Genomic DNA, 21220 nt, shown 5'->3' on the forward strand with positions numbered 1-21220 from the left:
CAAGGAAACTCCCCGACTCCCACGACATGGCGTGTAGCTCATGAACCCCAATGACGTAACTCCGCCTAACCAGTTTGAGCGAAAGGAAGACAGTCGCTCGTTGTTCGCGGTCGTGTTCGAAGTCAGGCCGGACGATGAGCGCGGCGACGATTACCTGAGCATTGCCGGCGGCCTCCGTCCCCGTCTCGTGACGATGCCTGGCTTTCTGGAGAACGAGCGATTCCGCAGCCGTTCGCGACCGGGTTGGTTGCTCTCGCTGTCGCTATGGGACGACGAAAAGGCACTCGTCCGCTGGAGAACCGTGGAAAAGCACCATGACGCGCAACGCGAAGGGCGGCAGGGCGTGCTCGACGATTACCACATCCGCGTCGGCGAGGTCACCGTGGTTTCCGGCCGGTTCGCCGACCGCCAGGTCGGCTGGATGCGCCACGACGCCACGCGGATCGGCGAATGCCAGGCGCTGACCATTGTCGACACACGAGATGCGCCGGACACAACGCTGCCGGATCACTACCGCGGCACTCCCCATGCAGTCGAGCACGAGGTGTTCGACCACATCGGCACCCACGGGCGCGTCGCCATCGTGAACGCCTGGCGCACCCAGGAGGAGGCAGATGCCTTTGCCGTCGCTGCCCGGTCGCAGTGGGGCACGGGCGCCGGGATCTATGCCGTGCGCGTCTTCAGGGATTACAGCCTGCACGATCGACGCGAGGCGCCGCAGTTTTATCCGCCGCGCTAAAAGTCCGCGCGAGACAAGTTGATGCGGCGTTGGACGCCAGGGAGCCGCGCGACTGGGTTGGCCACGCTCAATTTCCGGCGCGCCTACAAAAGATTGGGCCGACCGTGGCCGCTTTTGTATGGCTCGACCGACGTAATTGCTCTCCGTCCGCCAGGTCTGGCACACGAACCGCATCGCCTTCGCCCTGCTTTTTTTTGCGCCGCAGCGTGACAGCTTGCGGGTTCAGCGTCTTAATGCGGCGCACAGGGGATTAGATCGATCCAAGCCTCGAGTGATACTGGTGATCTCGCGGAAGCGAAGGAACTGGCGGACTTGGGCTTGGGCTGGGAGGAGAGGGGTGGCTGGCGCGCTTCAGGGGCGTTCCGGCATGCCGCTACCTCCCACCAACCGATTGAGGGAGAGAAGCCGTCTCATGGCATCACATACCGCCCGCATTTCCGTGCCCACGAATTCCTGTGTCGTTTATGTGCCCGCGCCGGCGGGAACCCACGACCGCGCTTGTCCCGCAGCCGCCGCAGTCTCCTCGTCGAGCATGTGCTGCTTTAGCGCGGACACCGCCGAAGTTTTCCAGGAACGCAAAGAGGCTTAGCAGCATTCGCTGTTGACGGGCCGATGGCCTGTCTGTTTCGGGAATTTTGGATCGATTCAATTCAAGAGAGGGAGAGCACGCCTGCGCGATCGATCGCGCATTTGCAGCAGTGATCAAACGGGGGATCACCGCGCCAACTCCTTGAGGGCGCATATCAAGTAGGGGAATCGACAAAGATGACTTACCTGCCACACGTGTTCACGCGCAAGCCGTTGTATGCCGCACTCGCCATGGCGACCTTGTCGTTGGGCGGCAGCCTTGGACTATCCATGCCTGCGTTCGCGCAGACAGCGGCGCCGACCGCAACGCCGCCGCCCGCGCAGGCGGCCAATGGCTCAGCGGCGACCAAGGACGACCAGAACAAGAAAACCGACAAGGAGAAAAGCGGAGACGCCAAGACCCTCGATGCGGTCGTCGTCACCAGCTTCCGCCAGTCGGTCGACCAGAACATGCAGGACAAGCGCGATTCCAATTCCATCGTCGAGGTGATCAACGCGCAGAACATCGCGCAGTTTCCGGCGAAGAACATCGCCGACGCGCTGGCGCATGTGCCGGGCGTGGTGATTACGCGCGAATCGGGCGAAGGCAAGACGGTGAGTATTCGCGGCCTGGCGCCCGAGCTGACGCTCACCGAATTGAACGGCAACTACGTGGCCTCGGCCGATACGTCGGCCGGACTCTCGCGTTCGTTCAACTACACGCTGATGCCGGCCAACATGTTCTCCGACATCAAGCTGTACAAGAGTCTCGAAGCGCGCCTGGATGAAGGCGGCATTGGCGGCAATGTCGATCTGCGCACTCGCCGCCCGCTGGAAATGAAGGCGAACGATGGCTTCGTGTCGCTCAACGCGGCAGGCTCGGACAACAGCGGCAAGGTCACCCCGCAGGGCTCGGCCTTGTGGTCGTGGAAGAACAAGGACGAGACCTTTGGCGTGCTGGTCGCCGGCTCGTACCAGAAGCGCCGCGACGTCGACTACATGGCCAATGCGTCGAGCTGGCACTGGTGGTCGAACGACTGTACCGATTACACGACGTGCACCGCGCAACCGACCGATGTGCACGGGCATCAATACGGCGCGGACGTCGCGCCCAATCTGGCGCTGTGGCCCGGCGGCGGCGTCACCGACCAGAGCGGCAAGAGCTATTCGGGCTACTGGATGCCGCAGCAGTTCGCGACCAGCCGCAACCAGCTGGACCTGACCACCAAGGGTGCGCAGGCCACCATGCAGTTCAAGCCCACCGATCATTTCCTGATGACCGGCAACTACTTCCGCTTCCAGCGCCAGCAGACGCAGATCACCAATACGCTGGAAGTGCCGGAATGGGGCCTGCCCACCGACACCTACGCCAATCAGCAGGGCCGTCTGCTCGCGCCCAATGGTTTGACCTTCGATCCGTCGCATACCGTCGTCACCGGCGCCAACTATGTGCTGCCGCCGGCCGGCACCGGTTGCAATTCGCTGACCAATCCCGTCACTGGCGCGGCACGCCAGCCCGTCGACGTGTGCTCCACCGAAATTCCGTGGACCACCGGCAATTACTCGGTCGAGAAAGCCACCTCGCAGACCATCAACCTGGAAGGCGACTGGGATAACGGCGGCGCGCTCAGCGGTTCGTTCAACGTGGGCCGCACCTGGGCCACCGGTGGTCCGTCGGTGGAATTGGGCATGGCCGCCAAGCCGCGCAATTTCGTCAACGGCCAGTGGGTGGATGGCAGCAACGGCGCGTCGTGGACTTTGAACGGCAAGCCGACGCTCAACGCCTCGCCCGACGTGCTGCGCAACATGCTGGCAGGCGAGGGCCAGGTCGATCTGGGCTCGACCGGGTCGAACATGGTCAACACCAGCACCTCGCAGAACTTCGCGCAGGCCGATTTCACCTGGGCCTTCGAAGACAGCTGGATGCAGTCGCTGCAGTTCGGCGTGAAGTACCGCGACAACCACGCCGAGCAGCAGAACAACGAACTGCGCTGGTACTGCAAGGGCACGCAGCTGCAGTTCCAGACCTGCGATCCCAATGCCGGCCAGTTGCCGGCGGGCTTCCTGCAGCCCGGCTCGATGGACGGCAACACCGAGGCGTATAACGACAGCATCTTCCCGGCGATCAATTTCCCGGCCTACTACAACTACCTCAACAACACCTATGACCGGGTGCTGTTCAACCATCCGGAAGACAAGTCGTCGATCCAGGAAAAGATCTCGGCAGCGTACGTGCAGGCGAACTTCGACACCGGCTCGCTGCGCGGCAACGTGGGTCTGCGCTTCGTCAGCACCAAGCAGGACCTCACCGTCGCCGATGAGATCACCACCAACAACGCGGTGTACTACCACGATGGCGGCGGCAATATCCTGATCTGTCCGGCGACGGGTTTGAACGTTGCTGGCGGCCCGTGCGCACCGGGCGACTTCCAGTATCTGCCGCGCGAGCAGTCGGTGATCGAGACGTTCTCCAACGCCTCGTCGCACAAGCAGTACAACAAGTTGCTGCCGAGCTTCAACGTGGCCTGGACCGTGGCGGACAACTTCGTGCTGCGCGCCGCGGGCTCGCAGGCGCTGGCCCGCGCCAACTACACCGACCTAGCCCAGCTGGGCAGCCTCACCAACAACACGCAGGAGTATTACAACGACCGCAAGCAGTTCGGTGCACCGCTTCCGGGCTGGTACGGCAGCGGCGCGAATCCGGACCTGAAGCCGTTCACGGCGACCCAGTTCGACCTGGCAGGCGAGTGGTACTACGCGCCCGAATCGGTGGTGGGCGTCGATCTGTTCCAGAAGAAGGTGAAGAACTTCGTCGTGCCGGTGACCGTCAACAACATGACGGTGGACGTCAACGGCACGCCGACGCCGTTCATGCAGTACAGCACCAACGCCAACGGCCGCTCCGGCACCTCCAAGGGCGTGGAGTTGTACACGCAACATACGTTCGACATGGGCTTTGGCTATATCGCCAATTACACGCTCAACAAGACCAACGAAACGCCGGTCTCGCTGGGCGATACGCAGGTGGGCAAGTCAGAGCTGATCGGCAGCGCCAAGTACGCGGCGAACATCTCGCTGTTCTATGAAAAGAACGGCCTGCTGCTGCGTGCCACCAGCAACTGGACGGGCCGCACCATGCAGGGTCTGTCGTCCGGCCTGCCGATCTACACGGAGCCGTACAACCAGATCGACTTGAACGGCGACTACGAGTTCACCAAGCACCTGATGGTGACGGCGTCGATCATCAATCTGACCAAGTCCACGCCCCGCCAGTACCTGGGTGGCGATACCACGGCGCGCCTATATCAGCTCGAATATGCCGGCCGCCAGTACTACGTTGGCCTGACCTACAAGTTCGGCGACGGCGGTTGATCGTGTCATGGCGAGGCCGGGCCGCGTGCCCGGCCTCGCGACCGCATTATCCACGGCCCTTCCGCTTCTCCTTGCGGGCGAAGCGGAAGGGCAGTTGCCTGACTCGACATGGATGCGCCTCCCCAGCGCTCGGGAATCCACTATGAAGCTGTCTCTCGCAGGTCTTCGTCGTCGCGCTTCGGCGATCGTTCAACGCTACGCCGTCGCCGCCATGGCGGTCTCGGTGTTTGCCATCGGCTGCACCGGCGCAGGTCATGCGCAAAGCGGCAAGCCTGCTTCTTCCTTGGACGAAGCCAATCCCCTGGTTGGTACCGCGCCGCTGGATCGGCAGGAACTGATCGGCAACTCGCCGCCGCCGGGTGAGCCGCTGTACTCCGGCATGACGTCGCCCGGCGCGACCCTGCCGCAAAGCGCGACCGAAGCGACACCAGTGAATCTCAATGTCGACCTCAGCTATCCCGCGGGCGTCGGCATGTCGTACTACTACACCAATCCCACCATGATCGGTTTCACCGGTGGCGGCTCGACCTACGGCGGCCGCGCCGCACCGATGATCATGCCGGTGGTCGGCGACTGGACGGTGCCGCCGGATTACTCGCAGTCCTATTACGACAAGGCCAGTGAGAAGGCCTCGCCGGGCTTTTACTCGGTGGATCTGGCGACCTTCCACACGCGCGTCGAACTGACCGCCACCCAGCGCACCAGCCTGATGCGCTTCACCTTCCCGGCCAGCCATCGCTCGAACGTGATCGTCAACTTGCGTCGGCGGGGCGGCGATGTCGAAGTGGTCGGCGACCGCACCATTCGCGGTGTCACCACTGGCAGCGGGCGTCAGGATGAGGAATCGGAGGGCCCGTGGTTCGTGGCCGAATTCTCGCGACCGTTCACCGCGTTCGGCACTTTCCACGCGGATCATGAGCACGAAGGCTACGGCATTGGCGATGCCGACGTGCAGGCCGCGCGTCGCACCATTTCCGGCAGCTACGCAGGCGCCTATGTCACCTTCGACACCAAGGCCGGCGAACAGGTGCTGGTGAAGATCGCCCATGGCCACAGCGCCGAGGAAGCCCAACAACGGCTGCGCGACGAAGATGCGGACGGTAATTTCGATCGCGTGCACGCACAGGCACGCGCCGCGTGGGCCAAGCTGTTCGACCGTGTCGAAGTGACCGGCGGCACGCCCAAGCAGCGCATGCTTTTCTACTCGACGCTGTATCACTCGTTCGCCAGCCCGCGCCTGGTCGCGCGCAAGGGCGATCACTTCGCCGGTGCGGACGGCAAGGTCCAGGTCGCCAGTTACGACCGCTACGGCCCGGTGCCGTTCTGGGATACCGGGCGCAACCAGATCACCCTGCTGATGTTGCTGGAACCGAAGGTGATCCAGGACATCATGCGGTCCGAACTGGATCGCGCACGCGAACGCGGCTACATGCACACCTCGTTCCACGGCGATCATGCGGTGTTCCTCTATGACGGCGCGTGGCAACGCGGCATCGAGTTCGATTACGCCGCCGCCTATGAGTATCTGCGCAAGAACGCCACCGACCCCAAGGGTCCGCGCGGCTATCTCGCCGAATACATGAAGAACGGCTGGATCTCGGACATCGTGCCGCCGGGCAATCCGAGTCCGCCTTATGCGGGCGGCAAGGCCGGTGCCGCCACCACGCTGGAATATGCGTGGGACGATCATGCCCTGGCGGATGTCGCGCGGCGCCTCGGCAAGACCGACGATGCGAAGATGTTCACGCAACGCGCGGCGAACTACCGCAACGTGTTCGACCCGTCGGTTGGTTTCGTGCGCGGCCGCACGGAAGACGGCAAGTGGATTTCGCCGTTCGATCCGGGCGAGCCGTACTACAACTTCATGATGAAGGAGGCGTCGGGCTGGTCCACGCTCTGGCTGGTGCCGCACGATGTGCAGGGCCTGGCGAACCTGCTCGGTGGGCGCGATGCGTTCAACGCCAAGCTCGACAAGTTCTTCTCCACGCCGTATACCGCCAAGGGCATCTGCCGCGATTGCACCGGCCTGATCGGCGAGTACGTGCAAGGCAATCAGCCCGATCAACAGGCGGCCTATCTCTACGCCTGGGGCGGTCAGCCGTGGAAGACGCAGGCATTGACCCGCCGTATCCTCGCCGACATGTATGGCAGCGACGCCAGCGGCTACGGCTATCCCGGCATGGACGACCAGGGCTCGACCTCGTCGTGGTACGTGCTGAGCGCGATGGGCTTCTATCCGGTCGATCCCTCCACGCCCGACTACATCATCGGCAGCCCGATCTTCGACCGCGTCCGCCTGCAGATGGGCAACGGCAAGGTGTTCGAGGTCGTGGCACGCAACAACTCGGCACAGAACATCTACATCCAGTCGGCCACACTCAACGGCAAACCGTGGAACAAATCCTGGTTCAGTCATGCCGATATCGCCAACGGCGCCACGCTCGAACTCACCATGGGGCCCGCGCCCAACAAAGCCTGGGGTGCCGATCCACACGATGCGCCGCCGTCGATGTCGGCAGCGCAGTAACGCAACGCAACAGCGCGAGCGCACAGTCTGATGAGGAAGCAGGAATGACGGAAAACAGCAGGGCACGCTTCGTTCGCCGCTTGATGAGCTGCGCCATCGCGATCAGTGCCGCATCCACCGCGATGGCGGCGGAGCAGGGCACGGTGTGGAATGGCAAGGTGGCGCCGCTGCCCACGCCCTGGACGAGCGAGGTATCGCCAAGCAACGCGTTGCCCGAGTACCCGCGTCCGCAACTGGCGCGCCCGTCGCTGGATCACCCAAGCTGGATGAGCTTGAACGGCCTATGGCAATACGTGACTAGCGATGGGCAGGGTGCGCCGCCGTTCGGCCAGACCTTGAAGCAGCAGGTGCTGGTGCCTTACCCGATCGAGTCCGTGCTGTCAGGCGTGCAGCAGCATGCGGATTTCATGTTCTATCGGCGCACGGTGGAGGTTCCCGCCGATTTCACCGCGGGTGGCAAACACGTGCGGTTGAATTTCGGCGCGGTGGCGCAGGACGCCATCGTGTACGTCAACGGCACGCAGGTGGCGAAGCATGAGGGAGGCTATACCTCGTTCAGTGCCGACATCACCTCGGCATTGCGCGGCCACGGCGCGCAGGAAATCGTGGTCGCCGTGCATGCGCCGGTGGACAGCGTCAACGTGATGGTGGGCAAACAGCGCCTGAAACCTGAGGGTATTTTCTACACCGCGGCCTCAGGCATCTGGCAGTCGGTGTGGCTCGAGCCGGTGCCGGCCACGAGTCTGGCGCAACTGCATTTCACGGCGGCGAAAAGCCTGGATGCATTTACGGTCACCTCGAAGATCGATGGCTCCGGCGCGGGCGCCACGCTGCATGTGGTGGCCTATGCCGATGGCAAACCGGTGGGCGAGGCGAGCGGTCCCGCAGGCCAGGCGTTGCACCTGGCTATCGCGCATCCGCACCTGTGGAGTCCACAGGATCCTTTCCTGTACACCTTCAAGGCCACGCTCAGCCAAGGCGATCAGCACGATGAAGTGACCAGCTATGCCGGTCTGCGCCGCATCGCCATCGCCAAGGTGGGCGGCCAGAACCGCATCGTGCTCAACGGCAAGCCGACCTTTTTGCTGGCCACGCTGGATCAAGGCTATTGGCCCGACGGCATCTACACCGCGCCTACCGATGCGGCGCTGAAGTTCGATATCCAGAAAACCAAGGATCTGGGCTTCAACACCATCCGCAAGCACATCAAGGTGGAACCGGCGCGCTGGTTCTATTGGGCCGATCACATCGGCCTGATGGTGTGGCAGGACATGCCGGCGATGCCGAACGGCCGCAACGACAAGCTCAGCGATGGCGACAAGGCGCACTTCCGCAAGGATGTCGCCGCGATCGTCGAGCAACTCAAGGGCGAGACGTCGATCATCGGCTGGATTCCCTTCAACGAAGGCTGGGGCCAATGGAGCATTCCGGCCGCCGCTGAACTTGCCACGCAGATCAAGCAGCTCGATCCCACGCGCCTGGTCGATGCGCGCAGCGGAGCCAATTGTTGCGATACCAAGGGCGATCCGCATGTGGGCGACGTGATCGATGTGCACGACTACCAGGGCCCCGGCCTGCCCAGTCCCGATGCCCAGCGTGCTGCCATCGACGGTGAGCATGGCGGTCTTACGCTCGGCGTGGCTGATCACGTATGGCCGAACACGCCGATCAATCCCTACGGCGCGGTGAAAGATCGCGAAGCGCTCAACGCCGGCTACGTCGCCAACACCGCGGTGCTGCGTGACAAGGGAGTGGCCAAGGGCATGTCCGGCAGCGTCTACACGCAGATCACCGACGTCGAGGGCGAGCACAACGGCTTGTTCACCTACGACCGCAAGATCGAAAAGGTGGACGAGGCCCAAGTGCGTGCGATCAATGAGGCGGCGATACGTGCCGGCGGAAAACCCTGAGGATTTCCGCGCCGGTCACACTCCGTTCCTCGCGCTCCCAGGGCGCGCCACTTGCATTGACGGATCGGGCGGCGGTCAGGTCGGCGTCTGCTCGGCCTTGTCGTTGGCGGCGTTCACCGTATACACGACCAGTGGATCCGGACCGAGGTTGCCGATGGTGGTGGCGGCACGGGCAAGCACCGTGATACCGAGTTCGTTCATGGCCTGCTGGTTGGCCACGGTGTTCTGCTGCGACAGGTTGGTATTGGCCACCACGTTCGAATAGGCCAGATTGGACAGCATGGCGGGCTGTCCGGCAATCGCCTTGACGTTGGCGACAGCGACGGCGCTGAGGACATCTTCGGGAATACTAGCCACGGTGGTTCTCCTTAAAGTATGGGGTAGCCCAGCCTGGTCGACGAAACAGGCCGGGCATTTTCGTCACATCCACTTGGCGCGTCAGTTCGCTTGCTCGGCGTGGCTCTTGCCGGCCTTTCCTTCGAGGATGCGCTCCAATTGATGGACCAACTTTTCGATCTCCGCCCCCATCTTCTCGATGGCCGCCTCATCGCCAAAGCCGACGCTGTCGATCATGGCGATGTATTTTGCGACCACCGCGAGCTTGATCTGGTTCAAGGCCTGCTGATGGCTGACCGCGTTCTGCTGTTGCAGGTTCTGGTTGAATATCTGCTGCGACAAGGCAAGGTTCGCGAGGATGGCGGGTTGCTCGCCGATCGATTTGGCATTGCTGATCGCGATGGCCTGCACGATGTCGGCCGGAAGGGCGTCGGAGGTGAGGCTGGATGCTTGTTCGCCGCCTTCGGGTGCTTCCTGTACGGCTTTCTCGTAAGCCTCATTGAGCTGCGCGCATGCGCTCGCAACGACATCAATGTCCTCGCTCTCGGGCGGAAGGATCTGCCGGGTGGTCGTATCGATGATTCGATAGAGGATCTTGTGGCCGGGTGCCGCGTTCTCGCCGCTGGGTGAAGCTGTTGAATCCGGTTCGTTGATCGACAGGGATTCGGGTTCGATCAGGTATCGCTTCACTCAAGGCCCCTTCTTGGTTTGATGGTCGTTTCATCTGTCGATAGCGCAAGGCATAGACCACTCGTTTGTTGGACAACGCCACATGCCTTTGTGCGGCTGGCGTTCAAGCAAAGGCTATCGACGTTGTTCGCGAAGACTTGATTATCTGGCAGCCGAATAAAATGCGACAAGTATCGAGCCACATTTGGACGATAGGTATCGGTCGGCACGGCAATACGCCGCGAATGATCGGCCAAAAGTTGTAGTGCCGAGAAGGTCGCCATGCGCTAGGGCGGCGCCTTTGATTCCCAAATTGATGCAGCGACTCGGCAGTACGCCGCATCGCTGCTGAAAATCGAGACCGCATTCGCAAGAATGCGCTCTTCAATAATCTTTACATGCCAAGGCAAAGGCTGTACATACGCCGAGCAGGTCGATCGCACAGGGGCGACGGCCGCATCAATCGCAGGTAGCCCGAAGGGGGGCTCGCGCGGGCAGATCATCGTTTGGCTCAGGCTGCTTTACGCAAGCGCGTACAGCATCGGGCCGGCTTGCGCGCAATCAGGGACTGGCATGGAACGGACGCGCACGGCTGTGGAACGCCATCTGCTGCACTTCGACGCATCGAAGGACAAGCGGGGCGATCGGGTTCTCACTTATTACGCTGGCATGACACCGCATCGGGTGCATGCGCATACGCGCTCGACGCTGGCCGATGCACGCGTCGGCAATCCACTGTTGCAGAAACTGCCCGATGCGCAGTTCAGTCATTACCTCGAAGTCGATCTGCCTTCGGACTCGGTGATGATGACCTACCTGGCCTGCGGCACCGAGGTCGACGGTTCGCCCACGGAGGATTTCCTGTCGCTGGCCGTCCATGTGCCGCGCACGGGACGGCAGGAGAGCGTGGCGAGGCGTGGCCTGCTTTCTGCCGGCATGGACGATATCCACCCGAAGCTGGCGTGGCTGCTGGGCGACGACGCGGTGGACGGCACGTTGTTGCGTTCGTTGCTTCGCCCCGGACGCTTCGATCCGGAAAGCCTGCACGATCTGATCGATCCTTTCGAAACCGCCACGTCGCTGCTGTTTCAGCATCCCGGGCTGATCAACCTCAGCAGCGACAACGGTGGCCAGATTCCGGCCATCATCCTGGAGCAGTGCGTCGGTCGCGCGCTTCGGTTCAGGGGTCGCAACCTGCTCAACGCCATACGCGATCTTGGTCCGGAATGGTCCCGGCGCGTCCCGCTGCTCGATGACGGCAAGGTCGTCACCGACAAGGAAGGGACGGTCTTCTCCATCGAGGTGCACGAACGCGTTCGTCGCTTCATGTCCGAACCGATGGGACTCGCGCTGAAGTATTCGCAGCAGCTGCAGGAGCTCGAAGGGCAGACCTGGCGCGTGCAGTACGGCAAGACCGTCGACGAGCACAAACCGCTCAAGGCGGCCGCGATCGCCACGCGTCCCGTGCTTCGCGCCGACCAGTCGCGCTGGACGCTGAAGGCGCTCAGCCGCATGAACGGTGTGAGCACCGGCTCGGTGAGTTTCCAGCCGCCTCGCGAAGGGGGTTGGACGATCAAGGAGATCTGGTCGTCCGACGACGCCGTGCCGATGAATGCGGAAACGGTTGCGGCGCTGGCCGAGGGGCGCATGTTCGCCCGCGTGGATACCGCGGCGCATGAAGGCGCGTGGACCGGCACGTTTGCGGCACAAATACTGAAGGACGACGAGACGGCCACCTTCGCGGCGAAGCACCAGAGCAATCGATCCGGGGCCGATTTCGCCACGGTGGCTCTCTCGCTCGATGCCTTGCGCCTGGATCTGACGGTCGACCTGAAGGTGACCTCGAAGTCGACGACGGATGCGTTGACCAGCGTCAACCTTTTCATCCGCGAGCCCGGCGGGCTCGAGCGCAAGGTGTGGAGTGCGCGGCCCTCGATCAAAGGCCAGTACGGCAACCTGCGCGTCGATGTCATCAATGAATGGATGCGCCATCTGGGTGCGTACGCCGAGTTCTACGACGCCGCCGAGAAGCTCATCACGCCGGCCGGGTGGTCGTCGAAGATGCCGCTGAACATCGCGCCGGATTTCGACAAGCACGCGACCAAGAAATACATCGATGTCCTCGCGCCCGTGGACAACGTGTTCGGCATTCCGCTGGGGCCGATGACCACCACGCTCGACATCCCGGTGCCGGCTGAAGCCGCCTCGGTGAAGCTTTATTGGGGTGGCCTGGGTACCGGCGAGTACGACGACACCGTTTGCGCCTGCGGCATCACCTGCACGGCGGTGCTGGAACTGGCGCTTCCCGTGATCATGCTGATCCAGGGTTCGTCGCTGACCGACTCGAAATTCATCAACAACATGATGAAGGATCCGAAAGTCCGTTACGGTATCTACTCCCTGGGCGTAGCCCTGATCGGCGGCGGCGCCGGGGGCTATATCGGGGTGTCGCAGGACCCCGGCAAGGCCGCCGGCACAGTGGCCACGAAGCTGTTGCCTGCGCTGGCCAAGCTCGGGCTCAAGAAGCTTTCGATCTACCTCGCGGAGAAGGCCGCCGAGGGCGTGGCCAAGCGCTCCATTCCGCTGATCGGGCTGGCCTTCCTCGCGTTCGATACCGCGGTGACCTTGCTCCAACTCGGCCAGACCATCGCCGCCGTGGTGCAGTCGCCGTTCTACTACACGACGAAACTGACCCGCACCTTCGACCTGCGCGGCCGCGTGCTTCCCGATCCGGCCTTCAACAAGTTCCCCGATCACCACGACCGGATGGTCGTGCAGGTGCTCTACGACGCGGGCAATGCACTGCCGGTGCAGGAGCAACGCCTGCCAGCGGAAACCCTGTCCAAGCCGTTGCCGTTCGAGTTTCTCAATATCGCGGCCGGCGGTCGCATCAAGGTCATCGTGATCTTCTATGCCGCCAACGGCTGGCAGTCGGCGCTGGGTGCGACCTCCTGGATCGACGCGAAGGGAGCGAACGGCAGCGCGACACTCGATATCGATGTGACGGTGAAGAACGCGTTGATCCCGCTGTCGAAAGACTCGGTGTACCAGCACCGCCAGGCGCTCGCCTATGAAGGTGGCAAGCACCGCTGGAAGCACGGGCCGGCGCCCACCACGACGATCACCACGGTATCTCCCGACGCGGGGCATCGCCTGTTGTCCCTGGGTGGCATCACCGTGGCGCAACGTCCGGGCATGCTCGCCTATTCCTGGCAGGCGACGGGCTTGAATCTGCCGCGCGACCGGCCCGGTGCACCGAGCGACGAAGCCATGTTCGCGATGCAGAACATCTCGCTGCTGGAAGATCCCGAGGCCGGTTGCGCAGTCACGCCGATCGGTTTCACCTTGCCCTGTGGCGTCGCCTATGACATCGGCTCGTCCGAGGATGGCAGCGGTGCGAATTATTATCTGGATCCCTCGCTGGGCGAGTTCGATGCCAAAGAGAACCTGGCGGGCGGCTATCACATCCGGCGTATCGCACTGTCGCTTGGCGCCAAGCCGCGCTTCGAACCGGGTTCGAAGCAAAGCTGGGGACGTTTTCCGCGCGCGGTCGACGGCTTCCTGGTTCATCCGCAGGGCTATGCCGTTGCCGTCAGTGCCGACACGTCCAAGCTGTACATCCTGTCGTTGCCCAGGCAGGGCGGCGAGAACACCCGCGCCACCATGGCGAGCATGTACAGCGGGGAAGGGGAACGCGTTGGCCTGATGAAACTGCCCCGCGCCGTGGCGGTGGCGCTGGACGGACGTCTGCTGGTGCTCGAAGAAGGCAACCGGCGTATCCAGTGCTTCGACATCTCGGGCAATCCGGTGCCGTACTTCAAGCAGGCCGGCAGCAGCGAGAAATCGGCGATCCTGTCGCTACGCGCCACGGCGGCGCAGTCGACCCGCTATCTCGATCTCGCGGTCGAGGCGAAGGGCTACGTGTTCGTGCTGGCATGCGACGAGAACGGTTCGACGCCCGAGCAGTACCGCGTCGATATCTACGAACCCGACGGCAGCTTCCTGGTCAGCACGCCACGGGTGGCGGCTGCGCGCATCGCGGTCGACCTGGCGCGCAGCCTGTACACGCTCAATTGGGAAACCTGGATCGGTGCCGACGGACGTACGGAGCCTTCGGTCAGCATGTGGCTACCGCCGCCGCCAAAGATGCGCGCCGGCAAGGGGAAGCAGTGATGTACATTTTTGAAGGCATCTTCGGCATTTATCCGTGGGGCCAGCCCCAGAACACGGTCCGCTTCATGTTCATGGTCGACGCGGAGGCGAAGCGCATGCGCGTCTACACCCAAGTCGGCTTGATGAAGGAACTCAGTTTCCAGGAGTTCATGGATCTCATGCCGCGGCCGAATCTGCGCGCCACGGACGGATTGCTGGCAGGTATGAACGATCCGCAAGGAGGCCGACTCACCGCGGGTGCGTCGTTGTTCCAGGGCATCGTCGGCGATTCGGTGCAGCTCGGTGCCATGCCTGCGTTCGAATCGGTGGCGACGGGCATCAGCTCGATCAAGGCAGCCGGCTCCTGCGGCAAATCGGATTTCGCCCCCTTCGGCGGCGTGACGATCGATTTCTCCGGCGTGGATTTCGCCGGCGTTCGCTTCAAGGAGGCAGATTTCTCCAAGGCCATCGTGACGAACACGAACTTCAAGGGCGCGACGTTCGAAGGCTGCCGTTTCGTCGGTAGCCAGCTGAAGGGCGTCCGCCTCGACGGCGCGCGAATCGTCGGGCAGGAATGGCGCGGGCTCGACCTCACCGCAACGGTATTCGACAATGCCGTATTGGACGGCACGCAGTTCATCGACTGCAAGCTGCCCAGGGCCTCGTTCAAGAACTCAAAGGTCGATGGAACCTTCTTCCTTCAGTTGCCCATGGAGGATACGGTTTTCGACGGCGCGGCCGGACACGCCATCTTCGGCGCATGCGATCTTTCCCGCGCGAGCTTTGTCGCAGCGAAACTTGCGCAATCCGCCTATACCGGTTCGAAACTCGACAACGCGTCGTTTAAGCAGTCCGACCTCACTGGATCGGCTTTCGGTGCGATCGACCCCTATCCCGCGCCGAGCATGCGCGCGGTGAACTTCGACAACATCGTGGCGCCGGGAGCGCTGTTCGTCGGTGCCAATCTTACCGGGGCGAGTTTCAACGCGGCGAAGCTCGCGGGCGCCGCGTTCAATGGCAGCACGCTCAAGGACAATTCGTTCAAAGGCGCGGATCTCGCCAAGGCGAACTTCGGGCCGCTCGGCAAGTTGGCGGCGGCGCACATAGCCGACGTGAACTTCGAAGGCGTGACCGCGTCGGAGGCGGTATTCGCAGGCGCTCGCCTGAGCAAGGTTTCGTTCAAGGGCGGTCGGCTGCCACGAACGGTGTTTGGCGAATCCACGCTCAACGACGTGTCGTTTCAGGAGGCGGAGATGGACGGCGTCTCCTTCTGCCTGGCGTCCGGGCCGGCGGTGCTGAACAACGTCGATTTCGACAACACCAGCCTGCGGGGCGCCGATTTCTCCCGCGTCAACCTGGCTGGCAAGGTCACTCACGCGCGCAAGCCCCGTTTGGGTCGATCACTCGGCGAGCGCACGCGCCTGGTCAAGGCGACGTTCAAATCGGGCTTCCTCGGCACCGATTGGTCCTACGTCGATGCAACGGATGCGACCATCACCGTCGAACTGCCGGGGGAGGTCAAGGGGTTCAACGCCACCTACGCCATCCTCCCGCAGGTCAGTTTTGCCAACCTCAATCTTCCCAAGGCTGATTTCAGCCACGCCCAGTTGAAGCGCTCGATGTTCAGCAATTGCATTCTCAACGAGGCCAAGTTCAATGAAGCCGTCCTGGAAGGCGCCGACTTCACCGAGGCGAAGCTGGACTCGGTGTCGTTCGACAAAGCGGTACTGGTAAGCGCGCTCTTTACCAAAGCCTGGCTGGCGTCGGCGAAATTCGACGGAGCGGCGCTGACGGATGCGAACTTCTCCAACGCGATGCTCGCCGCGGTCGATTTCAAGAGCGTGCAGGGCCGCAACCTGGCCGGCGTGACGTTCTCCACCGCCTTCCTGGTGGGCGCGACCTTCGCCAACGTCAGCACGTCCCGGTCGCGAGACGTGCGCACGGATTTCTCCTCGGCCTGTCTTGCCGGCGCCGATTTTTCGCAGGCCTCGCTGGCGGACGCGATTCTCAGCAGCGCGCAATTGTCCTCCGGCGATGGCGAGATCAAGGTCATCGACAACAAGACTGGCGCGAGTGAATCGTTCTTTTACGAGAAGACCAAGCTGGACACCAACACGACCGGCGTCACCACCACGTGTCCGGACGGACATCTTGGCCAATGCCGTATCGACCAGCTCTACGTGAGGCCGGTGCCGAAGGAGTGGAGGTACTGAGCAGGGCAGCGCCTCGACGCTCCTGGCTCGACGAGAGCGAGCGGCACACGCTTGATCAGGCGGAGCGTGCGGGTACGCGCGCTCCGAGCCACCAGCCCAGAGCCATGCTTGCCACAAGCACGAACACCGACGAGTAGCCACCGCTCAAGGACGCGAATGCGGGGCCGGGGCAATAGCCGGCGACGCCCCAGCCGACGCCGAACAGCAACGCGCCAAACACCAAACGTGGGTCGATGCGCGTTGCATCGGGCACGCGGAAGCTGTCGTCGAACCACGGTCTCGAACCGCGCCACACCCAGCGGTAACCGATGGCCGTGGTCAGCACGGCACCCGCCATCACGAACAGAAGGCGAGGGTTCCAGGCACCGGCGACATCCAGAAAACCGAGCACGACGGCAGGATCGGTCATGCCCGCCAGGCTCAGACCCAAGCCGAACAGCAGGCCAGCCAGCAACGCAGTCACCATCTTCATGTGCCGAGTCCTCCCAGCAGATGTCGAATGACGAACACAGTGGCCATGGCAGCGGCCACGAAAAGCGCCGTGGCCAGCAGCGAGCGTCGTGACAGGCGGGCGACGCCGCACACGCCATGGCCACTGGTGCAGCCACCGCCGAGCCGCGTGCCAAAACCGACCAGCACGCCCGCTGCCGCCATCCAGGGCAAGGAAACCACCGGGGCGCCGATGACGCTCTCGCCGCGCAAGAGAAGTAGCAGCCATGGCGCCGCAACGACGCCGATCAGGAAAGCGATGCGCCATTCGCGATCGCCCGCGCCGGCCAACAGGCCGCTGGCAATGCCGCTGATACCGGCAATGCGACCCAGCGCCGCCATCAGCCAGACCGCGGAGAGCCCGATCATGACGCCGCCCATCAGGGACGAGATCCAGGGATGCATGCCGGCATGCCTATTCGTCTGTGCGATGCAGCGAATATAGGCCCCGCCATCGCCGGAATACCAGCGTTCGCTATGGCCTCAGTTGTCCAGCGACGAGGTGGAACGATGATCCAGCGCCCCGGATACTTCGTTCGCCGCGTCGACCAGCAACCTGGTGGTGCTCGCCATGGTCATGCCGGAGCCTCGCCGTTCGATGAAGGGAATGGTGATCGCGCAGATGGCCCGGTCGTGTTGCATCACCGGCGCGGAAATGTCGGTGACGCCATCGACCACCTGGCTCGCAATGGTGGCGACGCCGGCCGTGCGGATGTCGCGGATCGCCGTCTCGATCGGTGGGCGCTGCAACTGCGGCTCGTGCGCGATCATCATGCTGAACCAGCGTTCGCGCGTGGCGTCGTCCTGCCACGCCAGCAACACATAGCCCGACGCGGAATGGGAGATCGGGCGGCGATGGCCCACGCGCACGACCAGGCCGATTTCGCCCGGCGGATCGACGCGCGCGATCACCACGATCTGCTCCTGTGACGGAACGACCAGATGGCACGACTGGTCGATGTCCTCCGCAAGCCGGTGCATGATGGGCAGGGCGGTTTCGACCAGGCTCTTGACTGGCGGCTGTTCCATGCCCAGCCGGAACAGTCGCGGTGTGATCGAGTAACGGCCTTCGCCATCCGGACGGCTGATGTAATCGCGTTCTTCCAGCACCTGCAGCATGCGGAAGATTTCGCCGCGCGAACGGCCGACGCCTTCGGAGATCTCCGCAATGGTCAGCGGTGCGACAGCGCGGGCCAGCAGTTCAAGGATGTCCAATCCCTTGTCGAGGGCGGGAGCGCGGTATTTGGGAGACTCAGCAGTCATAAGCGTCCGTGATTTTGAGTGGCTCGTCATGCAGCCCATGGGCGGACCATCCGAGGAAAACCGCGGTCTCGCCCCTGCCATGCTGCGCCGCAGCTTGTGGTACATATAAACTATAAGTTCATATTTGCACAAATGTTGCGCCCCGTGCAGATGGGCGGGCGCTCGCCAATGGCCGGAGGATGATATTCATGCACCCACAAGCCGCGCCGATCACGGCGGGCGGTCGCCTTCGCAACAAAGTTCCGCTGTTGCCCCTTGCCCTGATCGTAAGTCTTTTTTTCCTCTGGGGCGTGGCGAACAACCTCAATGACGTGCTGGTAGCGCAATTCAAGAAAACCTTCACGCTGTCCGATTTCCAGGCCGCGCTGGTACAGAGCGCGTTCTATCTTGGGTATTTCGTCGTCGCGCTGCCCGCCGGCGCCTATATGCGGCGATACGGTTACAAGTCGGCGGTCGTGCTGGGATTGTGCCTGTATGGCGCGGGGGCACTCCTGTTCTGGCCGGCGGCGGTGTTTGCAACCTACGGCATGTTCCTCGCCGCATTGTTTGTCATCGCGTGTGGACTGGCCTTCCTCGAGACCTCGGCCAACCCCTATGTGACGCTGCTGGGTCCGGCATCATCGGCTGCGGCGCGGCTCAATCTGGCGCAGGCATTCAATCCGCTGGGCTCGATCGCTGGCGTGCTGATCGGGCAGCAATTCATTTTCGATGGCGTGACGCATACGCCTGCGGAACTCGCCGCCATGAGTGCAGGTGCGCGCGAGGCTTTCATGAAGAGTGAGGCCGCCGCCGTGCAGTTGCCTTACCTGATCATCGGCCTGGCGGTAATCTTCTGGGCGGTGGTGATCGTGCTGACGCGATTCCCGTCGGTGGGCGTCCGCGAGGAAGGGGTGCCGCTCGAACGGGGCGTGCTGAGGCGCTTGTTGCGCGATGGCCGGCTGCTGGGCGCCGTCGCGGCGCAGTTCTTCTATGTGGGCGCGCAAGTGGCGATCTTCAGTCACATGATCCGCTATGCGGAGGCGACCCTGCCGGGCACGGCGGACAAGTCGGCGGCCGGTTTCGTCACGGCCGGGCTGGTCTGCTTCATGGTGGGGCGTTTTGCCGGCGCGGCGTTGATGAAGCGCCTGAAGGCGTCGCGCGTGCTGGCGTGGTTCGCGCTGATCAACGTGCTGCTGATGGCCATGGCTGCGCTTGCGCCGGGGCGTGAGGGCGTCTATGCGCTGGTTGCATCGAGTTTCTTCATGTCGGTGATGTATCCGACCATCTTCGCGCTGGGCGTGGAAGGCAGGAGCGACGACGAGCGGAAGTTCGGCGCGGCCCTGCTGGTGATGTCGATCGTCGGCGGCGCCGTGCTCACCGCCGTGATGGGTGTGGTGTCGGATCGCGTCGGCATCGCGCACGCGATGCTGGTTCCCGCGCTGTGTTTCGTGGCGATCTTCCTGTTCGCACAACAGGCATGGCAGCGGGCGCCGGCGAGGGTGCCGGCATGAGCTGGCAATGCCTGGCACTGGACCTGCGCGACGATCCCGCGCTCATCGCCGAATACGAACACTGGCATCGCCGCGAGAACATCTGGCCGGACATCGTGGCGTCGATTCGCCAGGCCGGCATCGAGGACATGCAGATCTTCCGCACGGGTACCCGGCTAGTCATGCTGATGCGAGTGGCGCCGGATTTCGATGCCGACGCGAAGGCTCGCGCCGATGCCGCCAGCGAGCGCGTGCAGGCCTGGGAAAACCTTATGTCAAAGTTCCAGCAACCGCTGCCGTGGTCCGGCGCAGGGCAGAAGTGGGTGCCGATGCAGCGGATCTTCGATCTGGCCGAATGCGCCGACTGATCAGCCGTTACGCCACAGGATGTCACGTGAGATGCGGGTGGCGTCGCGCTGCCCGGTCAAGGCCATGGTGACGCTCAGCTCGCGCCGGATCAGCTCGATCGCCTGCGTCACGCCTTGCTGTCCGTGGGCACCGAGTCCGTAGAGGAAGGCTTTGCCGATAAGGCCGGCGCGCGCGCCCAGTGCCAACGCCTTGATCAGATCCTGGCCGCTGGTGATGCCGCTGTCGAACAGCACTTCGGTGCGGCCCGCGACGGCATCGACGATCGAAGGGAGCACATCGATGGTGGCGGGCGCACCATCCAGCTGCCGGCCGCCGTGATTGGAAACCACGATGGCATCGACGCCGTGTTCGACGGCCAGGTGCGCATCCTGCGGATCCAGGATGCCCTTGATGATCAGCTTGCCCGGCCATTCCTCGCGTATCCAGGCGAGGTCATTCCAGTTCAGCGTGGGATCGAACTGGTTGGCGATCCATTGCGCCAGCGTAGTCAGGCTGTCGGCCCCTTGAATGCGTCCATCCAGATTGCCGAACGAACGGCTCGGCGCCTTGAGCACGTTCCAGACCCAGCGCGGCTTGCTCATGATGTCGAACAGGTTGCGCAGCGTCACCTTGGGCGGCACCGAAAGGCCGTTCTTGATTTCGCGATGGCGCTGGCCCTGCACGGTGAGATCGGCCGTCAGCATCAAGGCGGAGCATTGCGCGGCGCGGGCGCGGCGGATCAGCTCGCGGGTAAAGCCGCGGTCGCGCATCACGTAGACCTGGAACCAGAACGGCGTATCGCAGGCGGCACGCACCTGCTCGATCGAGCAGATCGATACGGTGCTGAGGCAAAACGGAATACCCGCTTCGGCCGCGGCGCGCGCACCGAGGATCTCGCCGCTGCCGTGCTGCAGTCCGGTCAGTCCGGTCGGCGCGATGGCGAGCGGCATGCTGACCGGCGCGCCGAGGATGGTGGTTCCCAGTGAGCGATGATCCACGTTCTGCATGACGCGCTGGCGCAGCTGCAGGCGATCGAAGGCGCGCCGGTTTTCGCGCAGTGTCGTTTCATCGTACGAGCCGCGGTCGGCGTACTCGAAGAAGGCCCGGGGCACCCGCCGGCGAGCGATCTCGCGAAGGTCGGCGATATTTGTCACGGGCGTCTTCAT

14 protein-coding genes are annotated in these 21220 nt (G+C 63.4%); 8 read left to right on the forward strand and 6 right to left on the reverse strand.

Features of this window, described 5'->3' with window-relative positions; all coding sequences use genetic code 11:
* The first annotated feature begins 40 nt into the window (after nucleotides 1-40).
* The 4 genes from ISP20_RS19620 (at nucleotide 41) to ISP20_RS19635 (ending at nucleotide 9115) form a co-directional block, all read left to right on the forward strand.
* The gene (locus ISP20_RS19620; protein WP_204637833.1) at nucleotides 41-739 is read left to right on the forward strand and encodes an antibiotic biosynthesis monooxygenase family protein; all 699 of its coding nucleotides are present in this window, start codon (nucleotides 41-43) and stop codon (nucleotides 737-739) included.
* Nucleotides 740-1504: 765 nt separating this feature from the next.
* On the forward strand, nucleotides 1505-4678 hold the full coding sequence (locus ISP20_RS19625; RefSeq protein ID WP_204637834.1) for a TonB-dependent receptor: 3174 nt from the start codon (nucleotides 1505-1507) through the stop codon (nucleotides 4676-4678).
* A 142-nt stretch (nucleotides 4679-4820) separates the two neighbouring features.
* Nucleotides 4821-7205, forward strand: coding sequence for a GH92 family glycosyl hydrolase (locus tag ISP20_RS19630; RefSeq protein ID WP_204637835.1), 2385 nt, complete (start codon nucleotides 4821-4823; stop codon nucleotides 7203-7205).
* Nucleotides 7206-7249: 44 nt separating this feature from the next.
* Nucleotides 7250-9115: a glycoside hydrolase family 2 protein gene (locus ISP20_RS19635; protein WP_204637836.1), complete on the forward strand. Its 1866-nt coding sequence runs from the start codon at nucleotides 7250-7252 to the stop codon at nucleotides 9113-9115.
* A gap of 75 nt (nucleotides 9116-9190) precedes the next feature.
* Here the strand turns inward: ISP20_RS19635 and ISP20_RS21670 are convergent, their stop codons facing one another.
* Nucleotides 9191-9472, reverse strand: coding sequence for a R body protein (locus tag ISP20_RS21670; protein WP_239536191.1), 282 nt, complete (start codon nucleotides 9470-9472; stop codon nucleotides 9191-9193).
* An 81-nt stretch (nucleotides 9473-9553) separates the two neighbouring features.
* The gene (locus ISP20_RS19645) at nucleotides 9554-10141 is read right to left on the reverse strand and encodes a hypothetical protein (RefSeq protein WP_338031036.1); all 588 of its coding nucleotides are present in this window, start codon (nucleotides 10139-10141) and stop codon (nucleotides 9554-9556) included.
* Nucleotides 10142-10693: 552 nt separating this feature from the next.
* Here ISP20_RS19645 and ISP20_RS19650 point away from each other — a divergent pair.
* Both ISP20_RS19650 and ISP20_RS19655 read left to right on the forward strand, forming a co-directional pair.
* Nucleotides 10694-14293, forward strand: coding sequence for an NHL repeat-containing protein (locus tag ISP20_RS19650; RefSeq protein ID WP_204637837.1), 3600 nt, complete (start codon nucleotides 10694-10696; stop codon nucleotides 14291-14293).
* On the forward strand, nucleotides 14245-16485 hold the full coding sequence (locus ISP20_RS19655) for a pentapeptide repeat-containing protein (RefSeq protein WP_204637838.1): 2241 nt from the start codon (nucleotides 14245-14247) through the stop codon (nucleotides 16483-16485). Before ISP20_RS19650 ends, ISP20_RS19655 begins: the two co-directional genes overlap by 49 nt.
* Nucleotides 16486-16540: 55 nt before the next feature.
* Here ISP20_RS19655 and ISP20_RS19660 read toward each other — a convergent pair whose 3' ends face one another.
* The 3 genes from ISP20_RS19660 to ISP20_RS19670 all read right to left on the reverse strand — a co-directional run bounded on the left by ISP20_RS19660 (nucleotide 16541) and on the right by ISP20_RS19670 (nucleotide 18237).
* Nucleotides 16541-16957: a DUF6691 family protein gene (locus ISP20_RS19660; RefSeq protein ID WP_204637839.1), complete on the reverse strand. Its 417-nt coding sequence runs from the start codon at nucleotides 16955-16957 to the stop codon at nucleotides 16541-16543.
* Nucleotides 16954-17379, reverse strand: a complete 426-nt coding sequence (locus ISP20_RS19665; protein WP_204637840.1) for a YeeE/YedE family protein — start codon at nucleotides 17377-17379, stop codon at nucleotides 16954-16956. The genes ISP20_RS19660 and ISP20_RS19665 overlap by 4 nt, the downstream gene beginning before the upstream one ends.
* A 78-nt stretch (nucleotides 17380-17457) precedes the next feature.
* Nucleotides 17458-18237 (reverse strand): IclR family transcriptional regulator, encoded by a 780-nt coding sequence (locus tag ISP20_RS19670; RefSeq protein WP_204637841.1) that lies wholly within the window; start codon nucleotides 18235-18237, stop codon nucleotides 17458-17460.
* Between the two features lie 188 nt (nucleotides 18238-18425).
* On the opposite strand from ISP20_RS19670, the gene fucP reads away from it, so the two are divergent.
* The gene (gene fucP / locus ISP20_RS19675; RefSeq protein WP_204637842.1) at nucleotides 18426-19727 is read left to right on the forward strand and encodes an L-fucose:H+ symporter permease; all 1302 of its coding nucleotides are present in this window, start codon (nucleotides 18426-18428) and stop codon (nucleotides 19725-19727) included.
* Nucleotides 19724-20074 (forward strand): L-rhamnose mutarotase, encoded by a 351-nt coding sequence (locus ISP20_RS19680; RefSeq protein WP_204637843.1) that lies wholly within the window; start codon nucleotides 19724-19726, stop codon nucleotides 20072-20074. The genes fucP and ISP20_RS19680 overlap by 4 nt, the downstream gene beginning before the upstream one ends.
* Here the strand turns inward: ISP20_RS19680 and ISP20_RS19685 are convergent, their stop codons facing one another.
* On the reverse strand, nucleotides 20075-21220 hold the full coding sequence (locus ISP20_RS19685) for an alpha-hydroxy acid oxidase (RefSeq protein WP_204637844.1): 1146 nt from the start codon (nucleotides 21218-21220) through the stop codon (nucleotides 20075-20077).

The organism is Dyella kyungheensis, from assembly GCF_016905005.1.
Taxonomy (GTDB): domain Bacteria; phylum Pseudomonadota; class Gammaproteobacteria; order Xanthomonadales; family Rhodanobacteraceae; genus Dyella; species Dyella kyungheensis.